This window comes from Nostoc sp. (genome assembly GCF_036919675.1).
Lineage (GTDB): Bacteria > Cyanobacteriota > Cyanobacteriia > Cyanobacteriales > Nostocaceae > Nostoc.
In genome coordinates, this window is record NZ_JBALCP010000023.1 from 17,870 (window position 1) to 42,472 (window position 24,603).

General features: G+C 43.6%; 20 protein-coding genes. 17 read left to right on the forward strand and 3 right to left on the reverse strand.

Going from position 1 to position 24,603, the window contains the following annotated elements; translation table 11 throughout:
- Nucleotides 1–60: 60 nt before the first annotated feature.
- Complete coding sequence (locus V7K49_RS02910) at nt 61–399, forward strand: Uma2 family endonuclease (RefSeq protein ID WP_334865010.1); 339 nt, start codon at nt 61–63, stop codon at nt 397–399.
- A 136-nt stretch (nt 400–535) separates the two neighbouring features.
- Here the strand turns inward: V7K49_RS02910 and ald are convergent, their stop codons facing one another.
- A complete protein-coding gene (ald, locus tag V7K49_RS02915) occupies nt 536–1,636 on the reverse strand; it encodes an alanine dehydrogenase (protein ID WP_335204444.1) in 1,101 nt (366 codons plus the stop codon).
- 414 nt (nt 1,637–2,050) lie between these two features.
- On the opposite strand from ald, the gene V7K49_RS02920 reads away from it, so the two are divergent.
- The 8 genes from V7K49_RS02920 to V7K49_RS02955 all read left to right on the forward strand — a co-directional run bounded on the left by V7K49_RS02920 (nt 2,051) and on the right by V7K49_RS02955 (nt 10,975).
- On the forward strand, nt 2,051–2,221 hold the full coding sequence (locus V7K49_RS02920) for a chlorophyll a/b-binding protein (protein WP_273762065.1): 171 nt from the start codon (nt 2,051–2,053) through the stop codon (nt 2,219–2,221).
- 461 nt (nt 2,222–2,682) lie between these two features.
- The gene (locus tag V7K49_RS02925) at nt 2,683–2,976 is read left to right on the forward strand and encodes a hypothetical protein (protein WP_273762064.1); all 294 of its coding nucleotides are present in this window, start codon (nt 2,683–2,685) and stop codon (nt 2,974–2,976) included.
- Between the two features lie 134 nt (nt 2,977–3,110).
- Nucleotides 3,111–4,118 carry a WD40 repeat domain-containing protein gene (locus V7K49_RS02930; protein WP_442948631.1) on the forward strand — a complete coding sequence of 336 codons (1,008 nt, stop codon included), beginning with the start codon at nt 3,111–3,113 and terminating at the stop codon, nt 4,116–4,118.
- A gap of 41 nt (nt 4,119–4,159) precedes the next feature.
- The gene (locus tag V7K49_RS02935; RefSeq protein WP_335204446.1) at nt 4,160–4,468 is read left to right on the forward strand and encodes a muconolactone Delta-isomerase family protein; all 309 of its coding nucleotides are present in this window, start codon (nt 4,160–4,162) and stop codon (nt 4,466–4,468) included.
- Nucleotides 4,469–5,371: 903 nt separating this feature from the next.
- The gene (locus V7K49_RS02940) at nt 5,372–6,427 is read left to right on the forward strand and encodes a permease (RefSeq protein ID WP_334865003.1); all 1,056 of its coding nucleotides are present in this window, start codon (nt 5,372–5,374) and stop codon (nt 6,425–6,427) included.
- Between the two features lie 53 nt (nt 6,428–6,480).
- Nucleotides 6,481–7,254, forward strand: a complete 774-nt coding sequence (locus V7K49_RS02945; RefSeq protein ID WP_334865001.1) for a TIGR03943 family putative permease subunit — start codon at nt 6,481–6,483, stop codon at nt 7,252–7,254.
- A gap of 39 nt (nt 7,255–7,293) precedes the next feature.
- Nucleotides 7,294–8,793 (forward strand): Ig-like domain-containing protein, encoded by a 1,500-nt coding sequence (locus V7K49_RS02950; protein WP_335204448.1) that lies wholly within the window; start codon nt 7,294–7,296, stop codon nt 8,791–8,793.
- A 631-nt stretch (nt 8,794–9,424) separates the two neighbouring features.
- Nucleotides 9,425–10,975: a hypothetical protein gene (locus tag V7K49_RS02955; protein WP_335204449.1), complete on the forward strand. Its 1,551-nt coding sequence runs from the start codon at nt 9,425–9,427 to the stop codon at nt 10,973–10,975.
- A gap of 70 nt (nt 10,976–11,045) precedes the next feature.
- Here the strand turns inward: V7K49_RS02955 and V7K49_RS02960 are convergent, their stop codons facing one another.
- Nucleotides 11,046–13,229, reverse strand: coding sequence for an NAD(P)/FAD-dependent oxidoreductase (locus V7K49_RS02960; RefSeq protein ID WP_335204450.1), 2,184 nt, complete (start codon nt 13,227–13,229; stop codon nt 11,046–11,048).
- A 160-nt stretch (nt 13,230–13,389) separates the two neighbouring features.
- On the opposite strand from V7K49_RS02960, the gene V7K49_RS02965 reads away from it, so the two are divergent.
- Both V7K49_RS02965 and V7K49_RS02970 read left to right on the forward strand, forming a co-directional pair.
- On the forward strand, nt 13,390–13,623 hold the full coding sequence (locus V7K49_RS02965; RefSeq protein ID WP_334725854.1) for a hypothetical protein: 234 nt from the start codon (nt 13,390–13,392) through the stop codon (nt 13,621–13,623).
- A gap of 530 nt (nt 13,624–14,153) precedes the next feature.
- On the forward strand, nt 14,154–14,840 hold the full coding sequence (locus V7K49_RS02970; protein ID WP_335204451.1) for a hypothetical protein: 687 nt from the start codon (nt 14,154–14,156) through the stop codon (nt 14,838–14,840).
- A 336-nt stretch (nt 14,841–15,176) separates the two neighbouring features.
- On the opposite strand, the gene cimA is transcribed toward V7K49_RS02970, so the two are convergent.
- A complete protein-coding gene (gene cimA / locus V7K49_RS02975; protein ID WP_334864991.1) occupies nt 15,177–16,937 on the reverse strand; it encodes a citramalate synthase in 1,761 nt (586 codons plus the stop codon).
- Nucleotides 16,938–17,012: 75 nt separating this feature from the next.
- Here cimA and V7K49_RS02980 point away from each other — a divergent pair, with 75 nt between their 5' ends.
- The 6 genes from V7K49_RS02980 to V7K49_RS03005 all read left to right on the forward strand — a co-directional run bounded on the left by V7K49_RS02980 (nt 17,013) and on the right by V7K49_RS03005 (nt 24,449).
- Nucleotides 17,013–17,351: a 2Fe-2S iron-sulfur cluster-binding protein gene (locus tag V7K49_RS02980; RefSeq protein ID WP_322716724.1), complete on the forward strand. Its 339-nt coding sequence runs from the start codon at nt 17,013–17,015 to the stop codon at nt 17,349–17,351.
- A gap of 16 nt (nt 17,352–17,367) precedes the next feature.
- Nucleotides 17,368–17,772 (forward strand): hypothetical protein, encoded by a 405-nt coding sequence (locus V7K49_RS02985; protein WP_335204452.1) that lies wholly within the window; start codon nt 17,368–17,370, stop codon nt 17,770–17,772.
- 107 nt (nt 17,773–17,879) lie between these two features.
- On the forward strand, nt 17,880–19,958 hold the full coding sequence (locus tag V7K49_RS02990) for a thiazole synthase (protein WP_335204453.1): 2,079 nt from the start codon (nt 17,880–17,882) through the stop codon (nt 19,956–19,958).
- A gap of 656 nt (nt 19,959–20,614) precedes the next feature.
- Nucleotides 20,615–20,794, forward strand: a complete 180-nt coding sequence (gene psb34, locus V7K49_RS02995; RefSeq protein ID WP_273762042.1) for a photosystem II assembly protein Psb34 — start codon at nt 20,615–20,617, stop codon at nt 20,792–20,794.
- A gap of 261 nt (nt 20,795–21,055) precedes the next feature.
- Nucleotides 21,056–23,269: a tetratricopeptide repeat protein gene (locus V7K49_RS03000; RefSeq protein ID WP_335204454.1), complete on the forward strand. Its 2,214-nt coding sequence runs from the start codon at nt 21,056–21,058 to the stop codon at nt 23,267–23,269.
- Nucleotides 23,270–23,708: 439 nt separating this feature from the next.
- Nucleotides 23,709–24,449, forward strand: a complete 741-nt coding sequence (locus V7K49_RS03005) for a choice-of-anchor K domain-containing protein (protein WP_335204455.1) — start codon at nt 23,709–23,711, stop codon at nt 24,447–24,449.
- Nucleotides 24,450–24,603: the final 154 nt, after the last annotated feature.

Consider the following 24,603-nt stretch of genomic DNA (forward strand, 5'->3'; position numbering starts at 1 on the left):
AAAAATTTCCTTTATTAATCTATATATTGTGTATTTAACTAATCAATGTGGAGGCTTGCAATGTTAGTTTCCAAACACAATGAGATTGTATCTATTCCCGAAATCCACTCTTTAGAAGACTTCATCGCAAATCCTCCAGACGGGATGGAGTGGGTGAATGAGCAACTAGTAGAAAAAACAGGGATGACATTAAAACATAGCGAAATTCAAGGCAATATCTACTTTTACTGGAGAAGTTACATCAACTCCAATCAACAAGGAGGGAAAGTTTACACTGAAGTACCTTGTCGCACATCTAAACAGGGTCGGCGTCCTGATGTGGCTTATCTGACGCCTGAATTGGTAGCTCAATTTGGCAACAAAAGCTGCGCGGATGGTTTAAAAGTAGCATTGCCCTGAAAGTATTGTATAGAGGGAGCGTGCAGCCATTTTTTGCCCCTTCTGATTTTGTACACCTACCCATCCGCGCATTTGGTAAGGAAATTAGTCTAATTACCGATCGCTACCTCTATCAAAATAAGCGATCGCCTTATACTTACACACCTGAGTTTACCAAATCAGGGAATACCTCTTGCACAGCCGGATGCACTAAGCGATGATCCTGCACATTCACACCCTTAGCTAATGCTGGGTTAACTTCCAGTGCCAAAATTCCCAAATTCGCCAACTGGACAACATAAGGTAATGTACTGTTGTTAAGTGCCTGAGTTGCTGTCCAAGGTACTGCTCCTGGCATATTGGGAACGCCATAATGCACCACACCCTCTTCAATGTATACCGGATTTGTGTGGGATGTGGGGTGTAAAGTTTCTATGCAACCGCCTTGGTCAACGGCTACATCAACTATTACCGAACCCGGACGCATTTGTTTGACCAATTCACGGGATACTAGTATTGGTGCTCTACGTCCTAAGACTAAAACTGCACCGATGAGCAAGTCGGCTTCAATGACTGCGGCTTCAATATGAGCAGAGTTGCTGTAAAGCAATTCCACTCTAGAGCCAAAGAGGGTTTCTAGGTAAGATAAGCGCTCGACACTTAGATCTAAAATCTGGACGCTAGCACCCACGCCTACAGCAATTTTAGCTGCTTCTGTGCCGACAACGCCGCCACCGAGAATTACTACTTTACCTGGTTTGACTCCAGGTACACCGCCCAAAAGCACTCCTCTACCACCTTGCTGACGTTCTAGGAATCTGGCCCCAAATTGTACTGCTAGCCGACCGGCAATAACGCTCATGGGGGTGAGCAAAGGAAGTCTGTTAGCACCAGGTTGTTCTACAGTTTCGTAGGCGATCGCACAAGTGCCACAATCAATTAAATGCTCTGTCAATTTGCGATCGGCTGCTAAATGTAAATAAGTAAATAATATCTGCCCTTTCTGCAAAAATTTATACTCAGATGTCAGCGGCTCTTTAACTTTAACAACTAATTCCCGATTCCAAGCCGTTTCTGATGTGGGGACAATCTCGGCTCCAGCACTTCTGTAGTCGTTATCTGAGAATCCAGCACCATTACCTGCTTGTGTCTCGACGAAGATGCTATGACCATTTTCTCGTAGCACCCGCACACTAGAAGGACTTAACCCTACCCGAAACTCTTGATCCTTATTTTCCTTGGGAACGCCGATTTCCATATACCGCCTCTGATAATTTTTTTGTTTAACTCTAGCCTGCTAATCTCAAGCTTGCTATTGATCTATTGGAGTAGCTGTATTAGAGATAGCTAATCTCTGGCCTCAGTTTCTCAATTTCATCTGAGTAGCCCTAAACTCTTACCCTTGACTATTGCTCCAGTATTTATACAATATATAAAGAATAGTAACAATTTATAAAAATAGTGATTGTATAGCTCCCTACTAGGAAGCTTTTGCTGAATTTCTCAAGTCATCTTGGCATTCAAGCACTGCAATCAGATCATAAGTTGCCGAAGTAGGGTAAAGGTTAAAGGGAAAGAACGAGTTAATTCCTTTAATCTTTACCGCTTATGCCCGACAACTGCTACCAAGTCTAATATCAAGTCCCGTTTGCCGAAGAAAGGTTTCTTAAAAATGACACAAACACAACCAACGATTACACCTAAACTAGTGGAGCCGAAGTTTGGCTTTAACGAATATGCTGAACGCTTGAATGGTCGAGCCGCAATGATTGGCTTCGCTTTGATGCTGGTGATTGAATATGTCACCAATCAAGGGGTGCTATCATGGCTGGGTTTGAAGTAGTGCCACCAACAAGCCGAAGGTGGAAGTTGTAAGCTAGTAGTTAAAAGAGTTTCAACCAGCTGGAACAACCAGTTGGTTTTGACTTTAACAATTGATAGTGAAGTACTTCGCCCTAGATAGTTTAATTAGACTTATTCGTAAATTATTGCCCTAGAATGTAAGCAAGAGAGGAATCGAAATATTTATTAGTGATTAAAATATCAATAGACTTGCAACTACTACAGCACGGCAGAAATCCAGCCACCATCTTAATTAACAAGACTTGGGGCAAAATCCCCTTGTTAAAGGTAGGCAAATTTCCGCCACTGTCTACTATTATATGCAAGGCGATTAATGAGTACACTCCCTCCCCTACGAAAGAAAATCATAATAGTGTTTGCCTTAGATGAGAAAGGCAAATTACGGGTGAGGTATTCTTGATAAATATACACGAAAGGTGAACTGGAACCAATCAAGCTGTGATGAATGCTGTATTACCTCGTTTTTTAAAGTTAACCTACCGAAAAGAGCCACTAATCAGTGTATTGATGACGATGGGCGTTATGGATGCCCTGATTGGCGGATTGAATGATAGCTGGTCGTTGTTCGCTTTTGGTTTAGGAACAACAGGCATAGCGCTAGCCTTTAAGTTGTGGCGTTTCCAGCAGCGCCGTCCTCTACCAGAGGAGCCTGTAGTGCAACATTATTTGCCCTCTCGTTCTTCTAGTCCGCCTTTACCAATGTTAAGCGTTTCTAAGAAAAAACCACCTCTTTAGGAAGTGCAGAGTTATTACTTAATAACTCTGCAAAATTGATTGGCTAACCGTATATATAAAAGTGAGGAAAAAGAGTGAGTAGTGAGGGAAGAGGTGGGGGTAATTTTCTGCGGCCATATATTATCCTGGCATTTATGGCAGCTGTTGCCCTTCCAGTGATTACCTGGGAAGGGTTTTACATTCATCAAGCTCATGCTGCTATTGAAGTAACACCAAATTCCCAAACTACCAATAGCTTCGCTAATGCCCAACTACTTTACACACTCAGAGGGCATAGAGGAACTGTTAAATCCCTGGCTTTCAGCCCAGATAGCAGAATTCTTGTGAGTGGAGGTGCAGAAAATGAGGGTGTAATTCGCCTGTGGAATCCAGCAAACGGCAAAAAGTTGGCGGATATTAACAAAGCACACCAAACAGCCGTAGAATCTTTAGTGATTTCGCCAGATGGGCAAACCCTCGCTAGCTGTAGTGATGACAATACGATTAACCTCTGGAACCTGAGAAATTTAAAATTTAGTCGTTCTTTTGTTGGACATACCAGTAACGTATTATCTTTAGCGGTGTCTCCTGATAGTAAAGTTCTCATCAGTGGAGCTTTGGATGGGATTCGTCTATGGGATTTGCTACAGCAGCGTCCTCTAGGGACTCTAGTAGGCTTTGATAATTTGATTTATACCCTAGCCATTAGTCCTGATGGGCAGACTTTGGCTAGTGGTGACAATAAGGGGGTAATCAAGCTGTGGAATTTGAGTACTGGTAAATTAATCAGTGAATTTGTAGCTCATTCTAATGTTGTTAGCGCTGTTATCTTCACACCAGATGGAGAAACATTAGTTAGTGCAAGCCGCGATCGCACAGTCAAACTGTGGAATATTAATACTGGAGAATTAGTTCGCACCCTTACAGGACATAATAACTGGGTGAATGCGATCGCCATTAACCCCGATGGACAAACCCTTGCTAGTGCCGGCAAAGATGGGATTAAATTATGGAATTTAACTACAGGTGAGTTACTAAATACACTAAGTGGACATACAGACTGGGTGAGTGCGATCGCTTTTAGTCCAAATGGTAAAATTCTTGCCAGTGGTGGATTTGATCAACAAATCAAGATTTGGGGAACTCCACGAAAACCTAATTAACAGCGAACACCAGAACCCCGACTTTTTTAATAAGTCGGGATATGAATATTGAGCAAGCAGTCTTGGAGAAATTGCGCCAGCTACCTATAGATGAACAGCAAGAAGTACTTCGCTGTCAAAGAAAATCAGGATTTAGGCGTGGGCAAGCGCAAGATTTTTACGCACAGGGATGTCTGCGTCAAGTGTGGGCGCTGGACACGAAAAACAAGGGTGCAGTCGTTCTCTTTGAAGCGGAGTCACAGAACCATCTGCAAAAGATAATCGATAGATTTCCACTTGTCAAGGTTGATTACGTTGACTACCAGACATTTCCGCTCGCACCGTATCCAGCATTAGCGAAGAAGTCTTAATCCAGAAGTGTTGAAGATATTTTAAAAGTCCCGAAAGGTATAATTTTGCAGATCGCACTGAGTTAAATGCAACGCAAAATCAAGGTTGCGCCATGTACTGAGATGCTTTGCTTTACTAACTATGAGAGCAAAAGACTCTTTTGAAACATTTTTGTAGTACACAAGTCAAATATTGTCTACATTTGTCTATAAAAGTTTAAAAATTTATCAACACCTTGTCCTAAAGGACACGCTACGCGAACGCCAAAATAGCCTCACTCTAGAAAAGGGAGGCTACAGAAACAAAGGCTATCTCCCCAGTCTGTAAGGATTTCAGCCCACCTGCGTGGCTAAAGCTTTGCCTACGTTTGTGAGATTTTCGGAAATTGGCGATCGCGAACAGCGTGTCCCTTAGGACGAGGTATTGCAAGCATTTACCGTGTTTGCTAAACTTTGACCTTGCCTTTTTAGAGTTTTTATAGTATACAATCAACCAAAACTTAGATAAAATTTTCCCAGAACTAGCCAAAACCAATGATAGTAGCAACCAAGAGCGATCCCCAAATGTTGAAGAACTGTGAATACTTGATGAAAATACAGCCGAGCTAATATCTTATCCAGCATATTACTGTAAGTATAAACATAGGTAATTTCAAATTATCTATGCAGCTACTTGCCCTCTACAATTGGAACAATTTCTGAACTTAGACAATCTTAGAAATGGTCATCGTCAGAAAATGCACTCAGGTAAAACTTGCTATTTCGTCTGAAGCAAAGGTTTGTAGCGCTTAAGCGCTACTCGAAACATCGGACAACTTGCTACTTAAATGATCTTTAATTTTCCCGATCTGCTTTTGATCCCCATTTCGATAGAATGACTAGGCAGAACCCTAAAACTCAAAATCGCTTTTGACTGCGACGCCCATGAATCAACTGAACAATGGTTTTACGATATTTCTAAGTCTGCTAGTCGAGGCGATGCCTTTTTTGCTTCTTGGGGTTTTATTCTCCAGTTTGCTGCTGTTTTTTGTTGATGAGCGCAAATTAGTAGAAAAAATGCCCAAAAATCCGCTGTTGGGTGCTTTGGTTGGCAGCATGATCGGCTTTTTATTTCCAGTGTGTGAGTGCGGGAATGTACCAGTAGCGCGGCGGTTCTTAATTCAGGGAGTGCCCACACCAGTGGCAATTGGTTTTTTGCTAGCAGCACCAACAATTAACCCAGTTGTAATTTGGGCAACTTGGACAGCATTTCGAGATCAGCCAGAAATAGTCGTTTTACGAGTCGTATTTTCCCTAGCAATTGCCACAATTATCGGTTTTGTTTTCAGTTTTCAAAAGGACTTAAATCCCATAGTCCAACCTGCGATCGCTCGGTATATGAAGTTTAATCCACCCGCGCAGCCTGAAACCAAACGCCGTGGGAAACGTTACCAAGTACAACAGCAAGAAGCGATACCAAATATCTTGCAATCCGGGACTTATATTTTAGGAGGAAAAGCAGGTGTACCTCTGCGGATAGATCCTAATTTGGTAGAAGCGACTACCCCAATTTCTAATACCAATAAACCCCTTGCAGAGAAACTGCGTCTAGTGGTAGATAATAGCATCCAAGAATTCCGGGAATTGGGCGGAGTGATGATTTTAGGAAGTGCGATCGCTGCTGCTATTCAAGTGCTAGCCCCACGGGAATTAATTCTCAGTTTGGGTGCTGGGCCTATTAGCTCGATTGTGGTCATGCTGATATTAGCAGTAGTGGTGTCAATTTGTTCTACAGTCGATTCTTTCTTTGCCCTATCTTTTGCCTCAACCTTTAGCAGTGGTTCTTTATTAGCATTTCTGGTGTTTGGCCCAATGATTGACATCAAAGGTATTGGTTTGATGTTATCCATTTTTAAACCCAAAACTGTCTTTTACTTATTTGCTTTAGCAGCACAATTAACATTTGTGTTAACTCTTTTCATGAACTTGCATGTTCTTTAAAAAATTAGTCATTCGTCTTTTCTTCTTTGCTAATAACCAATGCCCAATAACTAATGGCTAGCAAAAATCCCAAATCTCAAATCTCAAATCTGTTACTCCCTTGGCTGGATGCCCTAGCAATTACAGCTTGGGGTATTTTGATGTTGAGATATTGGCTAACTAACAAGCTGAACCTATTGATTCATCCAAATTATATTTGGTTCGTGGTTGTAACTGGTATCAGCTTGATCATTATTGGTTTTTTCAAGATGCAGGAACTTTGGCTGCGGCGTCGCCGTGATGTTATGCCAAACACCCAGCATATTAGTTTATTTCCCCCTGGTTGGGGCAGTTCTGTGTTATTGATTGCAGCGATTTTGGGTTTCATTTTTACACCGCAAGTATTTGCTAGTGACAAAGCACTCCAAAGAGGTGTGACGGCTGATTTATTGGGAACTACACGCGTCAAACCCCAAGCCTTTCGGGCTACTGTTCGTCCAGAGGAGCGATCGCTTGTAGACTGGGTACGCACTGTCAATGTCTATCCAGAGCCAGACACATATACAGGACAAAAAGTCAAGGTGCAGGGATTTGTCATCCATCCGCCAGATATAGGAAAAGAATATTTGTTCTTAGCCCGATTTGTCTTAACTTGCTGTGCAGCAGATGCTTACCCTGTGGGATTACCCGTCAAACTTCCAAACAATCAAGAACCTTACTCCCCTGACACCTGGCTGGAAGTAGAAGGACAAATGGTGACAGAAAATCTGGCAGGTAAACGCCAACTTACCATTGCCGCTACCTCTCTTAAAAAGATTCCTCAACCACAGAATCCTTATAGTTATTAGTTATTTCTCCAACGCCCAATGCTTAATGCTTAACGACAAATGACTAAATCTAAAGCATTTATCGAACCACTGGATCGGATAGCGATCGGACTGATGCTACTGTTGAGTGTGCTGATTGGGTTAATAATATTGCAAGGTGACGTGGTGACTGCTCGTGTCCGGGACTTTACCTGGCAAAATCAACAAATTGGGGCAGAAGATAACTCCTTCACCCTCACCTTCAGCCGCCCAATGGAAATAAAAACCGTAGAGGATAACTTAAAAATCGAGCCACCCCTAGCAGGTAAATTCAGTTGGGCTGGGCGGCGGATGGTTTATACACTCGTGACACCAGCCCCCTACGGCACGAATTATAAAGTGCAGTTAGAGGGAGCGAAAGATAAGTTTGCAGAGGAAGAAGGCAAAAATCGGGTGATCCAGCCCTTTGTTGGGAGCTTCCGCACACGCGATCGCGTCATCCTTTACATAGGAACCAATCAAGAAGAACAGGGACGATTAGTTCTTTACAACTTAACCCAAGAGCAAAAAAGGATACTTACCCCCAAAGACTTGATAGTAATGGACTTTGAGTCGTTTCCAGATGGGGAGAAAATTTTATTTTCGGCTCGCGCCACCAAGAACGAAGACTTACTTTCAGCTCAACTGTACACAGTGACAACAGGCGTTTCTGGTAAATCTGGACAACAAGCAGAGCCAGGAGCCAAAGTTGACCTAACTTTAGATAGTAAAGATTATCAAAACCTGAAATTTGACTTATCACCTGATGGGCAAACTATTGTCATCCAGCGGGGAAACAAAACTAATCCCGGCGACTTTGGACTATGGTTTATGCCAGCAACCAGCGACGGTTCAGCAGAAAAACCCACCCCTAAACGTCTGAAAAGCCAACCGGGGGGAGACTTTATGATCACGCCAGATAGTAAAGCCGTAGCAGTTGCCCAAGGACAGGGAGCAGCAATTCTACCACTGCAAGGTGATGCCAGTAAACCCCTAGATTTTCTGCCACAGTTTGGTTTGGTACAGGCTTTCTCCAAAGATGGCTCTCAAGCAGCAATGGTAAAGTTTAATACAGATTACACACGAGATTTGTTTTTAGTGACAAACCAAGGTGTGCAGAAACAACTATTAAAAACAACAGGCTCAATTCTCAGCTGCCAATTTGACATCGCCTCACCCACCCTCTATTGCTTGCTGACACAGTTAGTATCCAAGGAACAATACATAGAACAGCCTTATGTGGTGGCAATTGATCTGAAAACCGGGCAACAGAAACCACTGCTAGTACTGCCTCCCGATCAACGGAATGTGCAAATGAGTTTATCTGCCGACGGTTTGGGCTTGTTATTTGACCAAGTAGTACCGCAGACAAACCCGACAACATCATTACCCACAAACTCTTTGAAAACTGATGATGGAGATGTTATTGCTACCAGTAGCCTGTGGTTAATGCCTCTGTTGCCCATCGCTGATGCTGCGACTGTGGAAATTAGACCAGAACAACTCCCCTTAGCTGGATTTCATCCCCGGTGGCTACCTTGACCAAAACAGAACTTACGCAAAATTAAGCTGTTCCACAAAAACCAAAGCATATTTCATTGTGTTGACCGTTGACTGTTAACGGCCCGAATTTCCCTTTGTCCTCTTCTTGACCTGAAGAGGACAAAGGGAATTGTCCCCCCATCTTCAAGACAAGGGCGGTAACTAAAGAGGGTTTTAGAGCAAGCACGCTCATCTTAGTCATGAGCGTGGACTGTAATCAGGTGGGGACACAAGATTCATTGGTGTCAACTTAAGCTAAAACTCTTTTAAAACCTCGTTTCCAGCCACAGGCTGGAAATGCTCTTCAATTGCGGCTCTGCCGCTAGTCTTGAGGCTCTCTAAAAGCTTGTTCTAGACTGGCTTTCACCTTAAGTTGACACCAATGCACAAGATTACTCCCCAAGTCGTCTCCCTGTCTCCTTGTCCCCATCCTCTTCTTGACGGACGAGAGCATCATAGTGTTATAACGGCATCAGTCTAGATACAAAATGGGGAACACCAATTGATGATTAATTGCTGGTGGCTGGAGAGAGTTAAACTTAGCTTCTAGAGCAACCCTGATTAGACACAGTTGATAAGCAATGCTAATGCCAGCACTGCTGAATATTTTTAAGCAGGTGGGTCAAAAGTGATGAATGAAGCTGACACCTCAAACAAGGCGGCTGTGATGGAATCCTTAAATTCTGCTAATTCGCCACAATCGGAGCAGGCGAGTTGTCCCTTTTACTCAGTTGTGCCTAATGACAATATGGCAGTTAAAAAACTGCCACTCCTCATGCCAGCTGAAGATACACAATTTTCAAAAGATACCACCCAGCAGGACTGGGTTGCAGAGCCTGAAAGCGGCAAGCAAGCACTTATTGACTCGGAATTTGAGAACCTGCTGGCATTGAACGAAGAATTGCGTGCGGCTAACAATAACTTGTATGAACAAGTGGAGCAGCTAAAAGATAACCTAGCTGAGTCAGAAAAGGTTTTGCAGTGGCAGAAAACGCGTTCTAGCGTTACTGAGTCGATGCTCAACCAACATACTCAGGAATTGGCTGCGGCTCAAGAACAGATAAAGTCCCTATTTCAACAATTAGAAACTGCTGTACAAACTGTTCAACGCCAGGAAATTTTTATTGATACTCATAAAGCACAGCTACAAATTAGTCAACAACGTCTTGCCCAGTTAGAGCGAGAATGTACGTTGTTACACACTAACAACAGCGAACAGTCTCAGCAGCTATTGCAATCAGAAAATGCTTGTCGGGAGTTACGTACTAGACTGATGCGACAACAACGCCAGACCCTGCAATTTAAAGCAGCTCTAGAAAAATGTTTAGATACATCAGTTCCTAGTTATGACTCCTTAGAGGATACTGCAAAACATCCCAAAGACATAACTAGCGGACAAGGAAGATTTTCTAGAAAAGCTCGGTCTTTGTTTCCTAACGCCCAGCCAATTCAACCTTGGTCAGCAGAACCAGAATCCTTGACTGAGAATCTAGATAATTCTTGGGGCGAACCCTCAGCACCAATCCCATTCCAAAGAAATGAACCGACTCCGACACCATCTTCTTGGAACTGGTCAGTTAAGCAAAATACCCCAACACCAGCAGAAACTGGGCCCTCTCCAAAAATTGACGATTCCCCAGATACACCGGAAGCTGTTTCAACTTCGGGTTCATCAAATTTAGATCAGCAATTAGATAGTCTCATTCAAATGTTTTTCACCTCTGAGCCTGCATCTGCATCACCACCACCTGCTGCGAAAACGCATGTGGATAGTAATCAGGGTGATGCGCCGATCTGGGAGACTTTAGCAACAATCTTAGAAGACGATGAAGAACTAGAAAATCCACAAAAGGAGCAGTTGGAAGCAGAAATTAATCCTCCTGCAACTACCTCGACTTCTAGGACGACAGATTCTGTGGTTTCACGAGCCAATAATTTACTGGTTTCCTCTACTCAATTCCATACTGAGACGCCTGCTCGAGAAACTGAAGACTACTGGTCAGAAGTTTCACAATTGACGCAGTTGGAATTGTCGGCAACTGATTTGTCCCCAGAGTTATCAGGTGATAACACCAATGATACCAATTCACCTTCACCAGTGGTTTATCCCCAGCGTCCACCCAAGGGGCGTAAGTCATTGGCATCTGTGGAACTACCAAATTTTCGCCCCAAGAGTCAATAGCCACGAGACGCGATTAATCGCGTCTGTACAGGAGTTAGGAGTCAAGTGATTAATGCCCAATGCCTAATAACTAATTCAGAATCCTTGCTTCTGACTTCGGAATTATGGCTTCTGGGCTACTTTTGGCTACCTGACTGGGCGATCGCGGTTTGCCTGTGGCGATCGCATAATTAATCGTTAATAGCCACAGCCACAATCCCGGATTCCGAGGTTCCAGCCAAAAACCTACCCGATTCAAGAAGCGCCCGAACCACGGACTCAACAAAGCACTAACCAGGGCATGACGACCGAAGTTAAAATAACTACCAAGCCATCTGAGCAAATCCCTTGGGCCAGCAAGTTCCCAGATCCATAAAAGCAAGGCAGGATTTGTCCTCGCTGCTTTGAGTGCTAGGCGGTTAAAGGTTAACCAATCACACCTATCTTTAATGAAATTATCTGCCACCTCTAGAGGTTCGTCTGCTAACAGCCCAAAAAAGGTATTGAGCATGGAGTTGATCCGTTGGGGTGGTAAAAATTTCCCTGTGGGCACCATCATGCCTTTGGAAAATAGCCAAGTCACTGAAACGTTGCTTTGATAAGCGCGAATTTGGTTCAAGTGTCGGAAACTCAACAAGTCATGTTTGAGAGCTGTATCCAATAGCGTTGTTAAGCGCTCTAAGTTACGAACTAGCGAACCAAAACCGGTGAAGACAAGGGGAGACTGGAGTGATGCCGCATCACCGATCGCAATCAATCGATCAAAGGCAACTGTGCGATCGCTACTCCCTACACTAAAATGTCCCGGTATATACCCAAATGTCGGCTTCTTCCATACCAACTTGTCCATATCGCACCTGCGATACTCTGGCAAAATCGTGAAAAAGTCCTCGTACATCTCTAGCAAGGAACCGGGATTTTCAGCATTGACTTCATGGTAATGAAATAAATAAATCGTCAGTTCATCCCCAGCTCCAGGAAACAATTCCCAAATCAGCTGCCTTCCCCGCGAAATATCCCCATGACTATAAAGAACGTCTCCATATTGGGAATCCCACACCCCCGGCTCAAATCCGCTCTCAATTGCCGCTCCCACTGTCGGACATACACTATCAAAAGCCCGACCACCATTTAATTGCCAAGCGATGGGGGAGGCAGTTCCCATTGCATCTATTAACAGTCGTCCACTTACTTGCTTCTCAATCTGACTGGGTAAGTGCTTGACTTTGAGAATCACTTGTGATATATCAATATCTGCACGGATAAATTCTGTTTCATCCCAGATTTCACCACCTGCCGCTTGCAGTTTTTGCCCACACATTTGGAGCCATTTTTCGGAATCTAAGCCTAAATTTAGGACTGTGGGTGTGTGCAGAACAGGCGATCGCAGTTTGGATGGATTATTAGCATCAAAAAACTTATTGAATCCATCTTTGTATTCCCTGGCAATGATGGTTTCTAACTCAGCGGGGGTGACTAAACCCAAGTTAACTAAGCTTTGAATCTCATCGCGAGAAATATTCCATTCTCGGTTCATCCGCCCAAAGGGCATTCGTTCCACCAACAGGACTTTATATCCGAGTTTTGCCATCAGTGCTGCATGGATGGCGCCTAGTGCGCCACCGATGTAGATGATATCGTACTGGGCATTGGGCATTGGGGTATTGGTTATTTCCCCGCTGCTCCCCTGCTCCCCTGCCCTGCTGCTCCCCTGGTTACTGAGCGCAGTCGAAGTATGCCCTGCTGCTCCCCTGCTCCCCTGCGAAAACACCACTTGACGCGGCTGCTGCGGATTCCGTACTCCTTCGCGCCATCGTTGTTCCCACCAATAGGCACGAGTTAGGTCATATTCACCGTTAGGCATTTTCTGAAAATATTTGACGGTGAGGGGGTAAACAGAGCCTAGCGCTGCAAAAATCGATTGCTGTGATAAATCAATCGCTGGCGGTTCTGGGTAATGATGCCCAAAACGGCTTCTGATTTCCTTGGTCAGGCGTTGCAGGATTTGTCCCTCTTTGGGAAAAGGTTGTTCTGTCCAACGAAACACTTTTAGATAAGTAGTTCGTTGCACCGACCAAACAAATACAGAAAGTTCCGCAGGCAAGTTTTCCGAAACAGCCACCCCAGTAATTGTAGTTGCAGTAGGGATTTTGAGGCGAAAGCCTTCTGAGGTAAGCACTTTTTCTCCATTTCCGGGTTCAAAATCTGTTTGTAACCAGCTACGCACAGTTGCTATATCCGGAGTTGGAACTTCTAAATAAAGGATTTCTCTCATCGTTTCCTGACATCTCCGATCAATCTACTTACTAAGACAGATTTTATGAAGGCACAAAGTAAGGTAAACTCCGCCCTATTAGTTTCGTAAAGATTTAGTGAAGAAATTTTAAAAATTTGCCAAATTTATTGTTCATTTTGTATTTCTGTAAACCCACGCCATGAATTATCCCATTCCAGACAGTCCCCAGGAAATTTTTGCCTTGCGACAACAGCCGATTGATGAAGAACTAGTTGCCGCTGCGATCGCTGGAGTAATTAAAATTGTCCGTGCTCAGGGTCAATCTTTGGAAGAATTAACCGCTCAGTTACTAGCAGATGATCCACTGCTGGATCAGCAACAACGTCGCTGGTTGAGCCAATTAGTTGCCCAATGCTGGGAAAAGTTCTCCTAAAACCTTGTATAGGATGAAGTTTTTGTCGCAGTATCGGCCTTCCAGGTCTGCACCTAAATATTGGCGATCGCATTTTCGGTGTAGAAGTAACAATAATCGTCAGTATGGGATTGGCAATTGGGTTGCTATTTTTGCATTCATGGCACAGAAGCCACTAAATTAACCATATCAGCGTTTTACGTTGCTAATGAATTTTACAACGTTCTGAAACGGAAAGACCTCTGGTGCAAAGCAGGGGTCTTTTTTTTGGATCAGGGACTGACAAAAAATAAATTATCCAAAATTATTTGTACATTTGTAGGGGATCTTGGCCTTGTGCCCCTACGATGGGATGTTTTTTTAACTGGAAGTCCCTCAATCCTTATACATAAAGCAAGTGGTGCAAGATGTGAGGCTTTGCGTCTGTACATCATATTTAAAAGTATCATTCATTCTTGCCCTTATATCCCCCTATCCACTGCCTTCTTGCATAGTGTGGTATTAGTATGGTAATGTATCGACTTCTAATATCAGGCTAAAAAAATACTACTATGTTTGGTAATTGGTCTTGGCGTAAAGTCTTAAAAACTTTTGGTGGCTTGGCTGTTGGCATTGCAAGTATTAGTATGAACAATTTAACTAGTCGCCATGTAGCTTTAGCAACACAAAATTATTCTAAACTCCAGAATACTAATCAATTAACTATTAGCGAAAGCAAAACTAAATTCTCAAATATTTTAGTTGTTCAAAATCAAGTTCTTCCAAATACTACTACTCGAATAATTGATGGTATAATAGTTACGGCATATGCATTTTATCGTTATTATAATCCATCAAGTTCTGACCATTTATATACAACTAATTTTGATGAGTTAGGAAATGGTAGCGGTGGATACATCTCTGAAGGAATTGCCGCTTATATTCCCACACAACAATACTCTGCAACTATTCCTTTATATCGATATTACAGTTCTGTAGCTTCAGATCACTTGTACACTACTAATTTTAGTGAACTGGGTAATGCCAGCAATGGGTATGTACTCGAAGGTACTGCTGGTTATGTATATTCTACACAATTCACAGGAACTATTCCTTTATATCGATATTACAGTTTGGCAGCTTCAGACCACTTGTACACTACTAATTTTAGTGAACTGGGTAATGGCAAGAATGGATATGTCTTGGAAGGTATTGCAGGTTACGTTATTTCTAACGGAGAGAATTCTACAACTTCCTAGCGTTATCAAGTTTTGCCAAGCTTTATCAGTAGATCGCTCAATTCGTCATACATTTATGAAATGCTATACTTTGGGACTAGCTAGTCAAAAAATATCTAATTATTTATTGTGGGATGGGCGTCTCGCCCCACCTATGAGCTGGGCGGGCTAAAGAGCAACACCCCACAAGATGGGATAATTTATCAATTCTTTACAAGGGATGGGGGGACAAGGGGAAATTGTCTCCCCATTTCCTTATCGGGTGGCAACACGATGCGGGTTTAATACCCCATCAATGAAGGTGGCTCATCTTCAGGTGGGGTTCGTAAAGTTTTACACACTATATAGTGCTTTTTGTCAACTAGAAGCTTTCACCGCCGCTTCCGCTTGGGAGTGCAACAACAAACCGTATTCCAAGCCCTCCACTACCGCTTGATAGGAAGCCTCCAAAATATTGGTGGAAACTCCTACTGTTGTCCAGCGTTGATAACCATTACCAGATTCTACCAACACACGAGTTTTCGCCGCAGTGCCCGTATGTCCATTGAGAATCCGGACTTTGTAATCTGTCAAATCAAAGGTTGCTATTTGGGGATAAAAGTTCACCAAAGCCCTGCGTAGAGCCGCATCCAAAGCTGCCACGGGACCATTACCTTCGGCCGCCTCCAAAATATTTTTCCCGTCAACAGCGACTTTGACTGTAGCTAGAGCATTGCTAGTTTCTTTGCCCTCAATCAAGTCACAGTGGACTTGAAAACCTTTGATTTCAAAAAACTGTTGGCGATCTCCCAAAGCTTCGTGCATCAACAATACAAAACTTGCCTCTGCTGCTTCAAATTGAAATCCTTCGCTCTCCAAGTCTTTGAGGCGCTGGAGAATTTGCTTGGCCTCTGCCTTTAGCTGATCGAGTTCAATCCCAAAACTGCGGGCTTTGGCTAAAACATTGCTGAGTCCAGACTGTTCAGAAATCACAATGCGGCGATGATTCCCGACTTGTTCCGGCTGAATGTGTTCGTAAGTCAGGGGATTACGTTCCACGGCCGATACATGAATACCGCCCTTGTGGGCAAAAGCCGAACGTCCCACAAAGGGAGCATGTTCATCTGGCGCGAGGTTGACCACCTCACTAACAAAACGACTAGCTTCTGTAAGTTGTGTTAGCTGGTCTTCTGTGATACAACTGTAACCCGCCTTCAGTTGTAAATTGGGAATTAATGAACAGAGGTTAGCATTACCGCAACGTTCACCGTAACCGTTAATTGTGCCCTGTACCATTTTTGCCCCTGCCATAACGGCGGCAATTGCGTTAGCAACCGCCATTTCCGAATCGTTATGAGTGTGAATTCCGATTTGGGGCATTGGGCATGGGGGAGCCACTGCCGTCTTCTCCCAAGGGGAGACGCCAAGGGCGATGGAGTCTCCCGAAGTGGAGAAAGTGGCGTCATTGGGCATTGGGGATTGGGAATCTTTCCTAGTTCCCCAGCCTCCAGTCCCCAGTCCCCATTCCCCAGTCACCTTGACTACATCTTGAACGATTTGGCTAATTTCGTGGGGTAAAGTGCCGCCATTGGTATCACAGAGGACTAGCCATTCTGCACCAGATGCGATCGCAGCCTCTAATGTCTGTAAAGCATAATCTGGATTGTGTTTGTAGCCATCAAACCAATGTTCGGCATCGTAAATAATGCGACGCCCTTGAGAACGGAGGTATTCAATCGTGTCACGAATCATCGCCAAATTTTCTTCTAACGTCGTCTTCAGGCTGGCTGTCACATGTAAATCCCAAGACTTGCCAAAAATCGTTACCCAGCGAGTCCCCGCAGCCAAAATAGCCTGTAGCATCGGTTCGGTTGCGGCAGTGGTATTGGGGCGCCGAGTCGAACAAAAAGCCACAATTTCAGCAAATTTTAACGGATCTTCTTGGAGTTGCCAGAAAAATTGTACATCCTTGGGATTGGCACCAGGCCAACCGCCTTCAATAAAGGGAATTCCCAGTTGATCGAGTCTCTTGGCAATGCGTAACTTATCTTCTATCGATACTGATAGCCCCTCGCGCTGAGTGCCATCCCGTAATGTAGTGTCATAGAGCCAAAGTTGAGGTGAGGAATTTGTGGTCATAAAACTGAGACCGACGAGACAACTTTCGAGACAATGTGTCAATATACAACAAAACGCCAGTTTGGCAATTTAAAAATGCCTAAGGTACTAGCTGAAGGTAAAACAATTGATTGCGAGCAGGGAAGCAATCTCCGAAAAATCTTGCTGCAAAATAGTATTCACCTCTACAATGACGGTGCTAAGGTAATAAACTGTCGAGGCATTGGCAGTTGTGGAACCTGCGCGGTTAAGGTAGAGGGCGAAGTATCAGCAGCGAATTGGCGTGATCGAGCACGGCGTTCGCTTCCTCCCCATTCTCCTACAACAGACTTGCGTTTAGCCTGTCAAACCCAGGTTTTAGGCGATGTGAAAGTGACAAAGTTTGATGGATTTTGGGGACAAGGTTCTCGAATAGTGTGGACACCAAAAGGTTAAAAAGGAGTAAAACAAGATGGGTAGATGGACACCCTTAATTCTAATGGCTGGAGGTTTGGCCATTCTGCTTGGTACATTACTAGGCATCAACTTTCCTATGGGCGTACAAACCGCTAACGCTCCCGGTGGCAAAGCAGCCAAAGTTCTGCCAGCTAATATCAATGTTAATAGCAGTGCAGGCAGCAAGAATGAAGAAACTGCCACTGAAGGAAATGAAACAACTGAAACAAACCAAAACAGGCGTAGTATTGTAGCCCCAAGACCTGGCAACAGGAGTAACGTTGCCCAGAATCCCTCCAATGACTCAAGCTCACCTTCTGACAGTACAACAGACGGCAATACAGATAGTTCAGAAACAAACACAAACACACCATCCAGCGATGCAAACCAAGGCAATGAACCAATTCGAGCCTTATGGTAACGATAAGATCCGTCTTTAGTTACGAGTTATAAGTTATAAGTTATGAGTTAATTAGTTATGAGTTATTAGTTATGTACTAATGATAAATGGCTAATGATAAATGACTGATGACTAGTGAGATTGTAATTATTGGTGGCGGTGTTATTGGTTTAGCGATCGCCATTGAACTAAAACTGCGCGGGACAAACGTCACCGTGTTTTGTCGTAACTTTCAGGCTGCCGCTACCCATGCCGCTGCTGGGATGTTGGCACCAGACGCGGAAAATATCCCTAATGGGGCCATGCGTTCATTGTGTTGGCGATCGCGTGCTTTGTATCCCGACTGGACGCACAAACTAGAAGAACTAACTGGCTTAAATACTGGCTACCGGCCCTGCGGTATCCTCACACCCTTTTTTGAAGAAAGCAGGGGAGCAGGGGAGCATACTGCGACTTCCTTCCCTACGGGAAGCTGCGCGAACGGCTCCGGTTCCATCGAGCGAAGTCGAGATGCTCAGGACAGGTCGCTTAGTAACCAGGGGAGCAGAGGGGAAAATCTTTCCCCCCCATCCCCGGCTTACTGGTTAAACAAAGAGGCAATTCATCAATATCAGCCAGGATTGGGAGCAGAGGTAGTTGGTGGCTGGTGGTATCCTGAAGACGCACAAGTTGATAATAAAGCTCTAGCTCAAGTACTGTGGACAGCGGCTGAGTCTATTGGTGTTAAACTCAAAGACGGGATTACAGTTGAAGCATTTTTACAGCAGCAAGGACAAGTGGTTGGCGTGCAAACCAATGCTGGGGTAATTCGCGCCACGCACTATGTTTTAGCTTCAGGTGCTTGGTCAAATGAGTTGTTAGCACTACCTGTGCTACCCAGAAAAGGACAAATGCTGAGTGTGCGGATACCAGAATTTGCGTCGGAATTGCCCTTAAAGCGGGTTTTATATGGTCAGGATATTTACATCGTACCAAGACGCGATCGGCTGATTATTGGGGCAACAAGCGAAGCTGTTGGCTTCACCCCCAACAACACCCCAGAAGGCATTCAAACATTATTACAAGCTGCCATCCGGCTGTATCCCCAATTAAAGCATTATCCCATCCAAGAATTCTGGTGGGGATTTCGCCCAGCCACCCCCGATGAGTTACCCATCCTTGGCACCAGCTACTGTCAAAATTTAACCCTTGCTACTGGTCATTACCGCAACGGGATTCTACTTGCACCTGTAACAGCGACATTGATTGCCGATTTAATCTTGGAACAAAAGTCTGACCCAATACTTTCAGATTTTCACTATTCGCGCTTCCAATCCCAGCCATCTACCTCCACCCCAATGCTGACTCACTCTGCCAATTTCTCCAACGGGCATCACCCTGCCATATCTCCACAGCACCCACCACTCCCCGTTCAAGACTCCCCACTAATTATTGCTGGCAAAACTTTCCAATCCCGCTTAATGACCGGAACTGGTAAGTATCGCAGCATTGAAGAAATGCAGCAAAGTGTCGCCGCCAGCGATTGCCAGATTGTCACCGTCGCAGTCCGACGGGTACAAACCAAGGCTCCCGGACATGAAGGTTTAGCTGAAGCCTTGGATTGGACAAAAATCTGGATGTTGCCCAATACCGCAGGTTGTCAAACTGCTGAAGAGGCGATTCGGGTAGCGCGTTTAGGGCGAGAAATGGCGAAATTGTTAGGGCAGGAAGATAATAACTTTGTCAAGTTAGAAGTAATACCTGACCTTAAGTATTTACTCCCAGATCCAATTGGGACGCTGCAAGCCGCAGAACAATTAGTTAAAGAAGGTTTTGCAGTATTGCCCTATATTAACGCTGACCCCATGTTAGCCAAGCGTTTAGAAGAAGTAGGCTGTGCTACGGTAATGCCTTTGGCATCGCCGATAGGTTCTGGACAAGGGCTAAAAACAACCGCCAATATCCAAATCATCATTGAAAATGCGGGTGTGCCAGTGGTGGTAGATGCTGGTATTGGTTCACCCTCAGAAGCCGCCCAGGCAATGGAATTGGGAGCAGATGTTTTGTTGATTAATAGTGCGATCGCTCTTTCTCCAAACCCAGCAGCAATGGCTCGTGCCATGAATTTAGCAACAGTCGCCGGTCGTCTAGCATACCTTGCTGGCAGGATGCCCATCAAAGATTATGCTAGTCCTAGTTCTCCTCTGACTGGGACGATTACTAGTTAAGGCATGGGGCACTTGTACTGAGCATCTCGACTTCGCTCGATGGAGCCGGCGTCGTTGGCGCAGCCTCTCCAAGAGTTGTATGGGGCATAGGGAATAAACAGACAAGGCAGACAAGGGGACTAGTACCGCAAGGCGGAAGTCAAAAGTCAACGGTTCGACTTCTCTACGAGACCCTGAGCGTTCGCGTAGCGTCTCGTAGAGAAGTCGTTGGCGCAGCCTCTCTAAGAGTTGGGTACAAAAGTCACTTGTACTGAGTTTAGCCTGAGTTTAGCCTGAGCGTAGCCGAAGGGCGGCGTCGTTGGCGCAGCCTCTCTAAGAGTTGGGCGTAGCCGAAGTAAAAGTCAAAAGGTTTTAATTTTGGGCTTTCTGGCTGTTTTGAATGGTAGGTTTATTTCCGCCGACCTGGGCTAGGGAGTAAGAATTTTAGATTTTAGATTTTAGATTGAAATTTAATCTAAAAGACGCTCTCTTACGAGACGCTACGCGTAGCGTCTCTAAGAGTTGCCATGCCGCAGGCTTTACGCTGCGCTATCATCAATTCCATTATCCAAAATTGAATTGCTCAATGCCCAATGTAACGATTTGTCTAGCAGTTTCAGAGCGGATTTAGCATTTATGTAACATTAAATGAACGATAAAGATAAAGGAGTTGATTCATGCCCTATACAAACGAAGAAGGCGGCCTTCTGAATAATTTTGCCCGGGAACCAAAAATTTATCAAGCAGAACCTCCCACGGAAGGGCAAAAGCGAACTTATATCTTACTAGCAATCACCGCTACAGTTTTGGTTGGCGGCTTGGTTTCAGTTGCCTTCTTTGTTTCTCAGAGCAGTTGAGCATTAAAGATTTTAATAAAATTTCATCTTCTTTATAGTTTTTCAGGTTCCGATTTTAAGAGGGGCCTGCTTTTTTATTTTTGTTAAAATTGAATTAGCAATTAAAGTATAATAGTATACTTTTTTCTTTTTATAGACCTGAAGGCTCAATTTATTCAAAGCCGCATAACATCCACTTAAAAACCATTTTCATTATGAGTTTAGTCCACTTGGATCCACCCATAAAGGTGATATATACTGTGTCTTGGCTCTTTAGCCGCTATGAGCGTGAATGATCCTGCACACAACAATAATTCTACTTGGAATCGGCAAGTATACCACCGCCTGAAACTTGCCCTAAGTCTTGGCTTACGACGACAATTTTTTTTAGCAGTATGTGATGATTTACACTTAAGAAATCAGGTAGCAGCCCGTTTGCACTCTACATTGGCTTATCCTGTTGGACAGGTACTATATCAGCCATCAAATTCTCATGAAAATAGCACTTCAGCTTATCCGCGATTAGTCACATTGCGTTTGAATTTAAACGATCCCAATCCCATAATCCAGATAAATCAATGGTTGGCTAATTATCCACCGCCAATTGTTAGGGCATCAAAAGATACGCCAAGAAGACCTTTTCCAGTCCCAGCATTTCAGATTGTAGGTGTGGAGCATCTCACCAAGCAACCAGTGGCAACACAACGGTTATTTTTGCACTATCTCCGCTTAAGCGAAGAATATTTCTCTACACAAGAATCCAGCCGATTCCTAGAATCTAACTTGCTGTTGTGGATACCGCGTCCTTGGTTATCTGCTATCAAGCAATCAGCACCACAGTTTTGGCGTTGCCGAACTGGCGTATTTGTGTTTGCTGGAGAACCCACACCAGCGACTCAGAATTTGGGCTATCCAGAAAGTTTTTCACGTTCTGGAAGCTTGGATTTAGGGAATATTGAGCAATCGATTCTAGATGAATCAGTTAACCAAGCGGAACTCAAAACCGCAGCCACCGAGTTAAAGTTTGAGAATAATTCTGAGTTTCCAGCAGAGATACAAAGGAATGGCGTATATAAAACCCAGGAAGTTTCGCCGTCAACAGCAGATTTATTGAAGGCTGCACCACAACAGCAGGAATCTACTAATAGGTCTGGTAGTGGGAGTAATAATCAATCGCTGTCGTCTTTATCTTATATTAGCAGCGAGTTAACGGAGCTAATAATAGCAACAATAAACACCGACATTGCTCAAAATACGGAGGATTACTTACAACTGCAACAGATTTTGTTGGAGATTGAAGAATTACACCAAAAGCAAGTTCCAGGTGAGGTACTGGCAGAAGCTTATCATCGCTTGGGCACCTTATACCGCCTTCGCATTGAGCAAGGAGAGTCAACCCTAGAAAACCTGATGGTGGCAATTATTGCCTATCAGGAGGCAATTAGCTATGACGAAACCTCACCGCAACTCCCAGATATCTTGAATGACTTGGGTACACTCTACTGGATGCTTTACCGCACACCACCCAATTCTGAGGAAGGACAAACTTATATAGAGCAGGCAATAGAATTTTATCAGTTGGCGTTAAATATGATTTCGCCCCAGACACATCCGGAAACTTACGCTCGCGTGCAAAATAATTTGGGGACAGCCTATGGTGATTTAGCTCGTTTTTCTCACCCATCTGAAAATTGGCAGGAGGCAATTTTAGCTTACAGTGAAGCACTTCGCTACCGTACAGCCGATATGGACTCCTTAAAGTATGCGGCTTGCCAGAACAATTTGGGTACTGCTTACTGGCATCTAGGGCAATACAATCAACCGATTATACATTTAAAGAAAGCGATCGCAGCTTACAACGAAGCACTTGTACACTACAACCCCGAACAGGAACCGCTTAAGTATGGTATGATTCAAAACAACATCGGTACTGCTTGTTGGAATTTGGCACAATATGAACAACCAGCCCAAAATCTCCAGCTAGCGATAGATGTCTATAGCGAAGCTCTCAAGTATCGCACTCCAGCTAATGTTCCCAGTGCCTGCGCCGCTACACAAAATAATCTTGGTACTGCCTACTGGCATCTAGCAAACCTATCTCAGATAACTGAAGAGGCACGGCAAAAGTATCTACAACTATGTATCAGCGCTTACGAAGAGGCTATAGCCTTGGCTCACTCACTTAGCAGTACTTCTTTAAGTTTTGATTTGCTTGCTTCTTCTAATAACCTGGGACTGGCACATTATCAGCTAGTAATAGATAAGTCTTTTAATGGCGACAAAGCAACACGTTCCCAACACTTAGAAGTAGCATTAGATAACCATTTGCAAGCCTTAAACGGATTAAGTAAACAACCAGAGGCTTATCAAACAACCTTCACTTATGTGGTGAAAACTATTCGTGCTTTTCATAATGAATTAGGGATACAGGGACAAAATCTGGCTTTATCTAAAGTTCCTAGTCAGTTGTTGCCAGAGATTTTGTCAAAGTTATAAAGCAGATGCCGAAAACCCTTGAGGATGAACCTGATTAGCGTCCCAATAGGCAGGGAGTGTCAGCCCCAACTCTTGGAGACGCTACACGAACGGGGAAGTCAAAAGTCAAAAGTCAAACATTTTGAACCCCATAAATAAATTTAGGGGCTTGTACCTTTTTGTTTCTGGTCAAAGAATAGTAGCTTGATATCAACTTGACAATTAATCAGCGAACCAAGTAAGATAGCGATCGCTAACAGTTTACTAATTACAAAGTGCTAAAATATTTTCACAGCTTATAAAGCAAGCTTAATGTATATAATTTTTTGAATAAGATATATAAATATATAAATATTTTATAAAAACTACAATAATATATGAGCGTATTTTCCGTAAATTTACTACCGTAGACTGGAAACCTAGTTGAAAAAGCTCGAAAATGAGAATTGAAACCTAAGTTATGAAACTAAGTTTGGTTTTTGCGACTACTATATCTAGTTTTTTTGTGAGTGCGACCACAGGATTTGGTTTCTCTGGTCAAGCACATGCTGTGACTTTTTCTGGTATCTCTAGTGGCACATGGGGAAACCCCACTCCAGAAAGTATAGATACCAAACCAATATACACAGGTGTGGGAAGCAACACATTTATTTGGGGTGATCCTAATGTGTGTCCAGCAAGTTCAAATACTCCTAGTGGGTGTAAAATAACAGGCTCAAATAAACTTACATTGGATGGAAGTTCATTTTCAACTGACATTAACTCTGCATTCAAAATAGCTGATTTAACTTACTTTAACGGAACAGTACTTAAAAGTACAAGCGTTGGGTTTGTACCTTTAAATCTCAATTTATCCTTCAACCCTCCCACTGGAATCAGCGAAGTTTTTGATTTCAAGTTGGGTCTAATAAATACACCTAATGACCCAACAAATGCTGAAGATAATGCAGACTATGTATTTATAGACACAAATTTGAGTAATCGCAGTTTCACCTTTGAAGGCAATAAATACACGCTTGAGCTAACTGGATTTAATCCAGACATTCCCCAGATAAGTATTAATGCTCTTGAAGGAGCCACAACTAGAACAGCTATTTATGCCAAATTCAAAAGCATACCCGAACCTCCGCTAGTAGCGGGTCTATTCCTGCTAGGGATATACATGATATATCGGAAAAAATTCTTGGAGAAGAAATATTAAGAGCTTTGGTGGTAAGAACAGCTGCTCCTGTTCGCCCTTAAGGATATAATTTCACTAGGGAATTTTCCGACTCTAATATGAGGTTTATAGCGGTTCTCGTAGCCTATGGAAAGCCCTACGAACGGTACGCCAGTCGTACTCAAGTCTGTTAAAC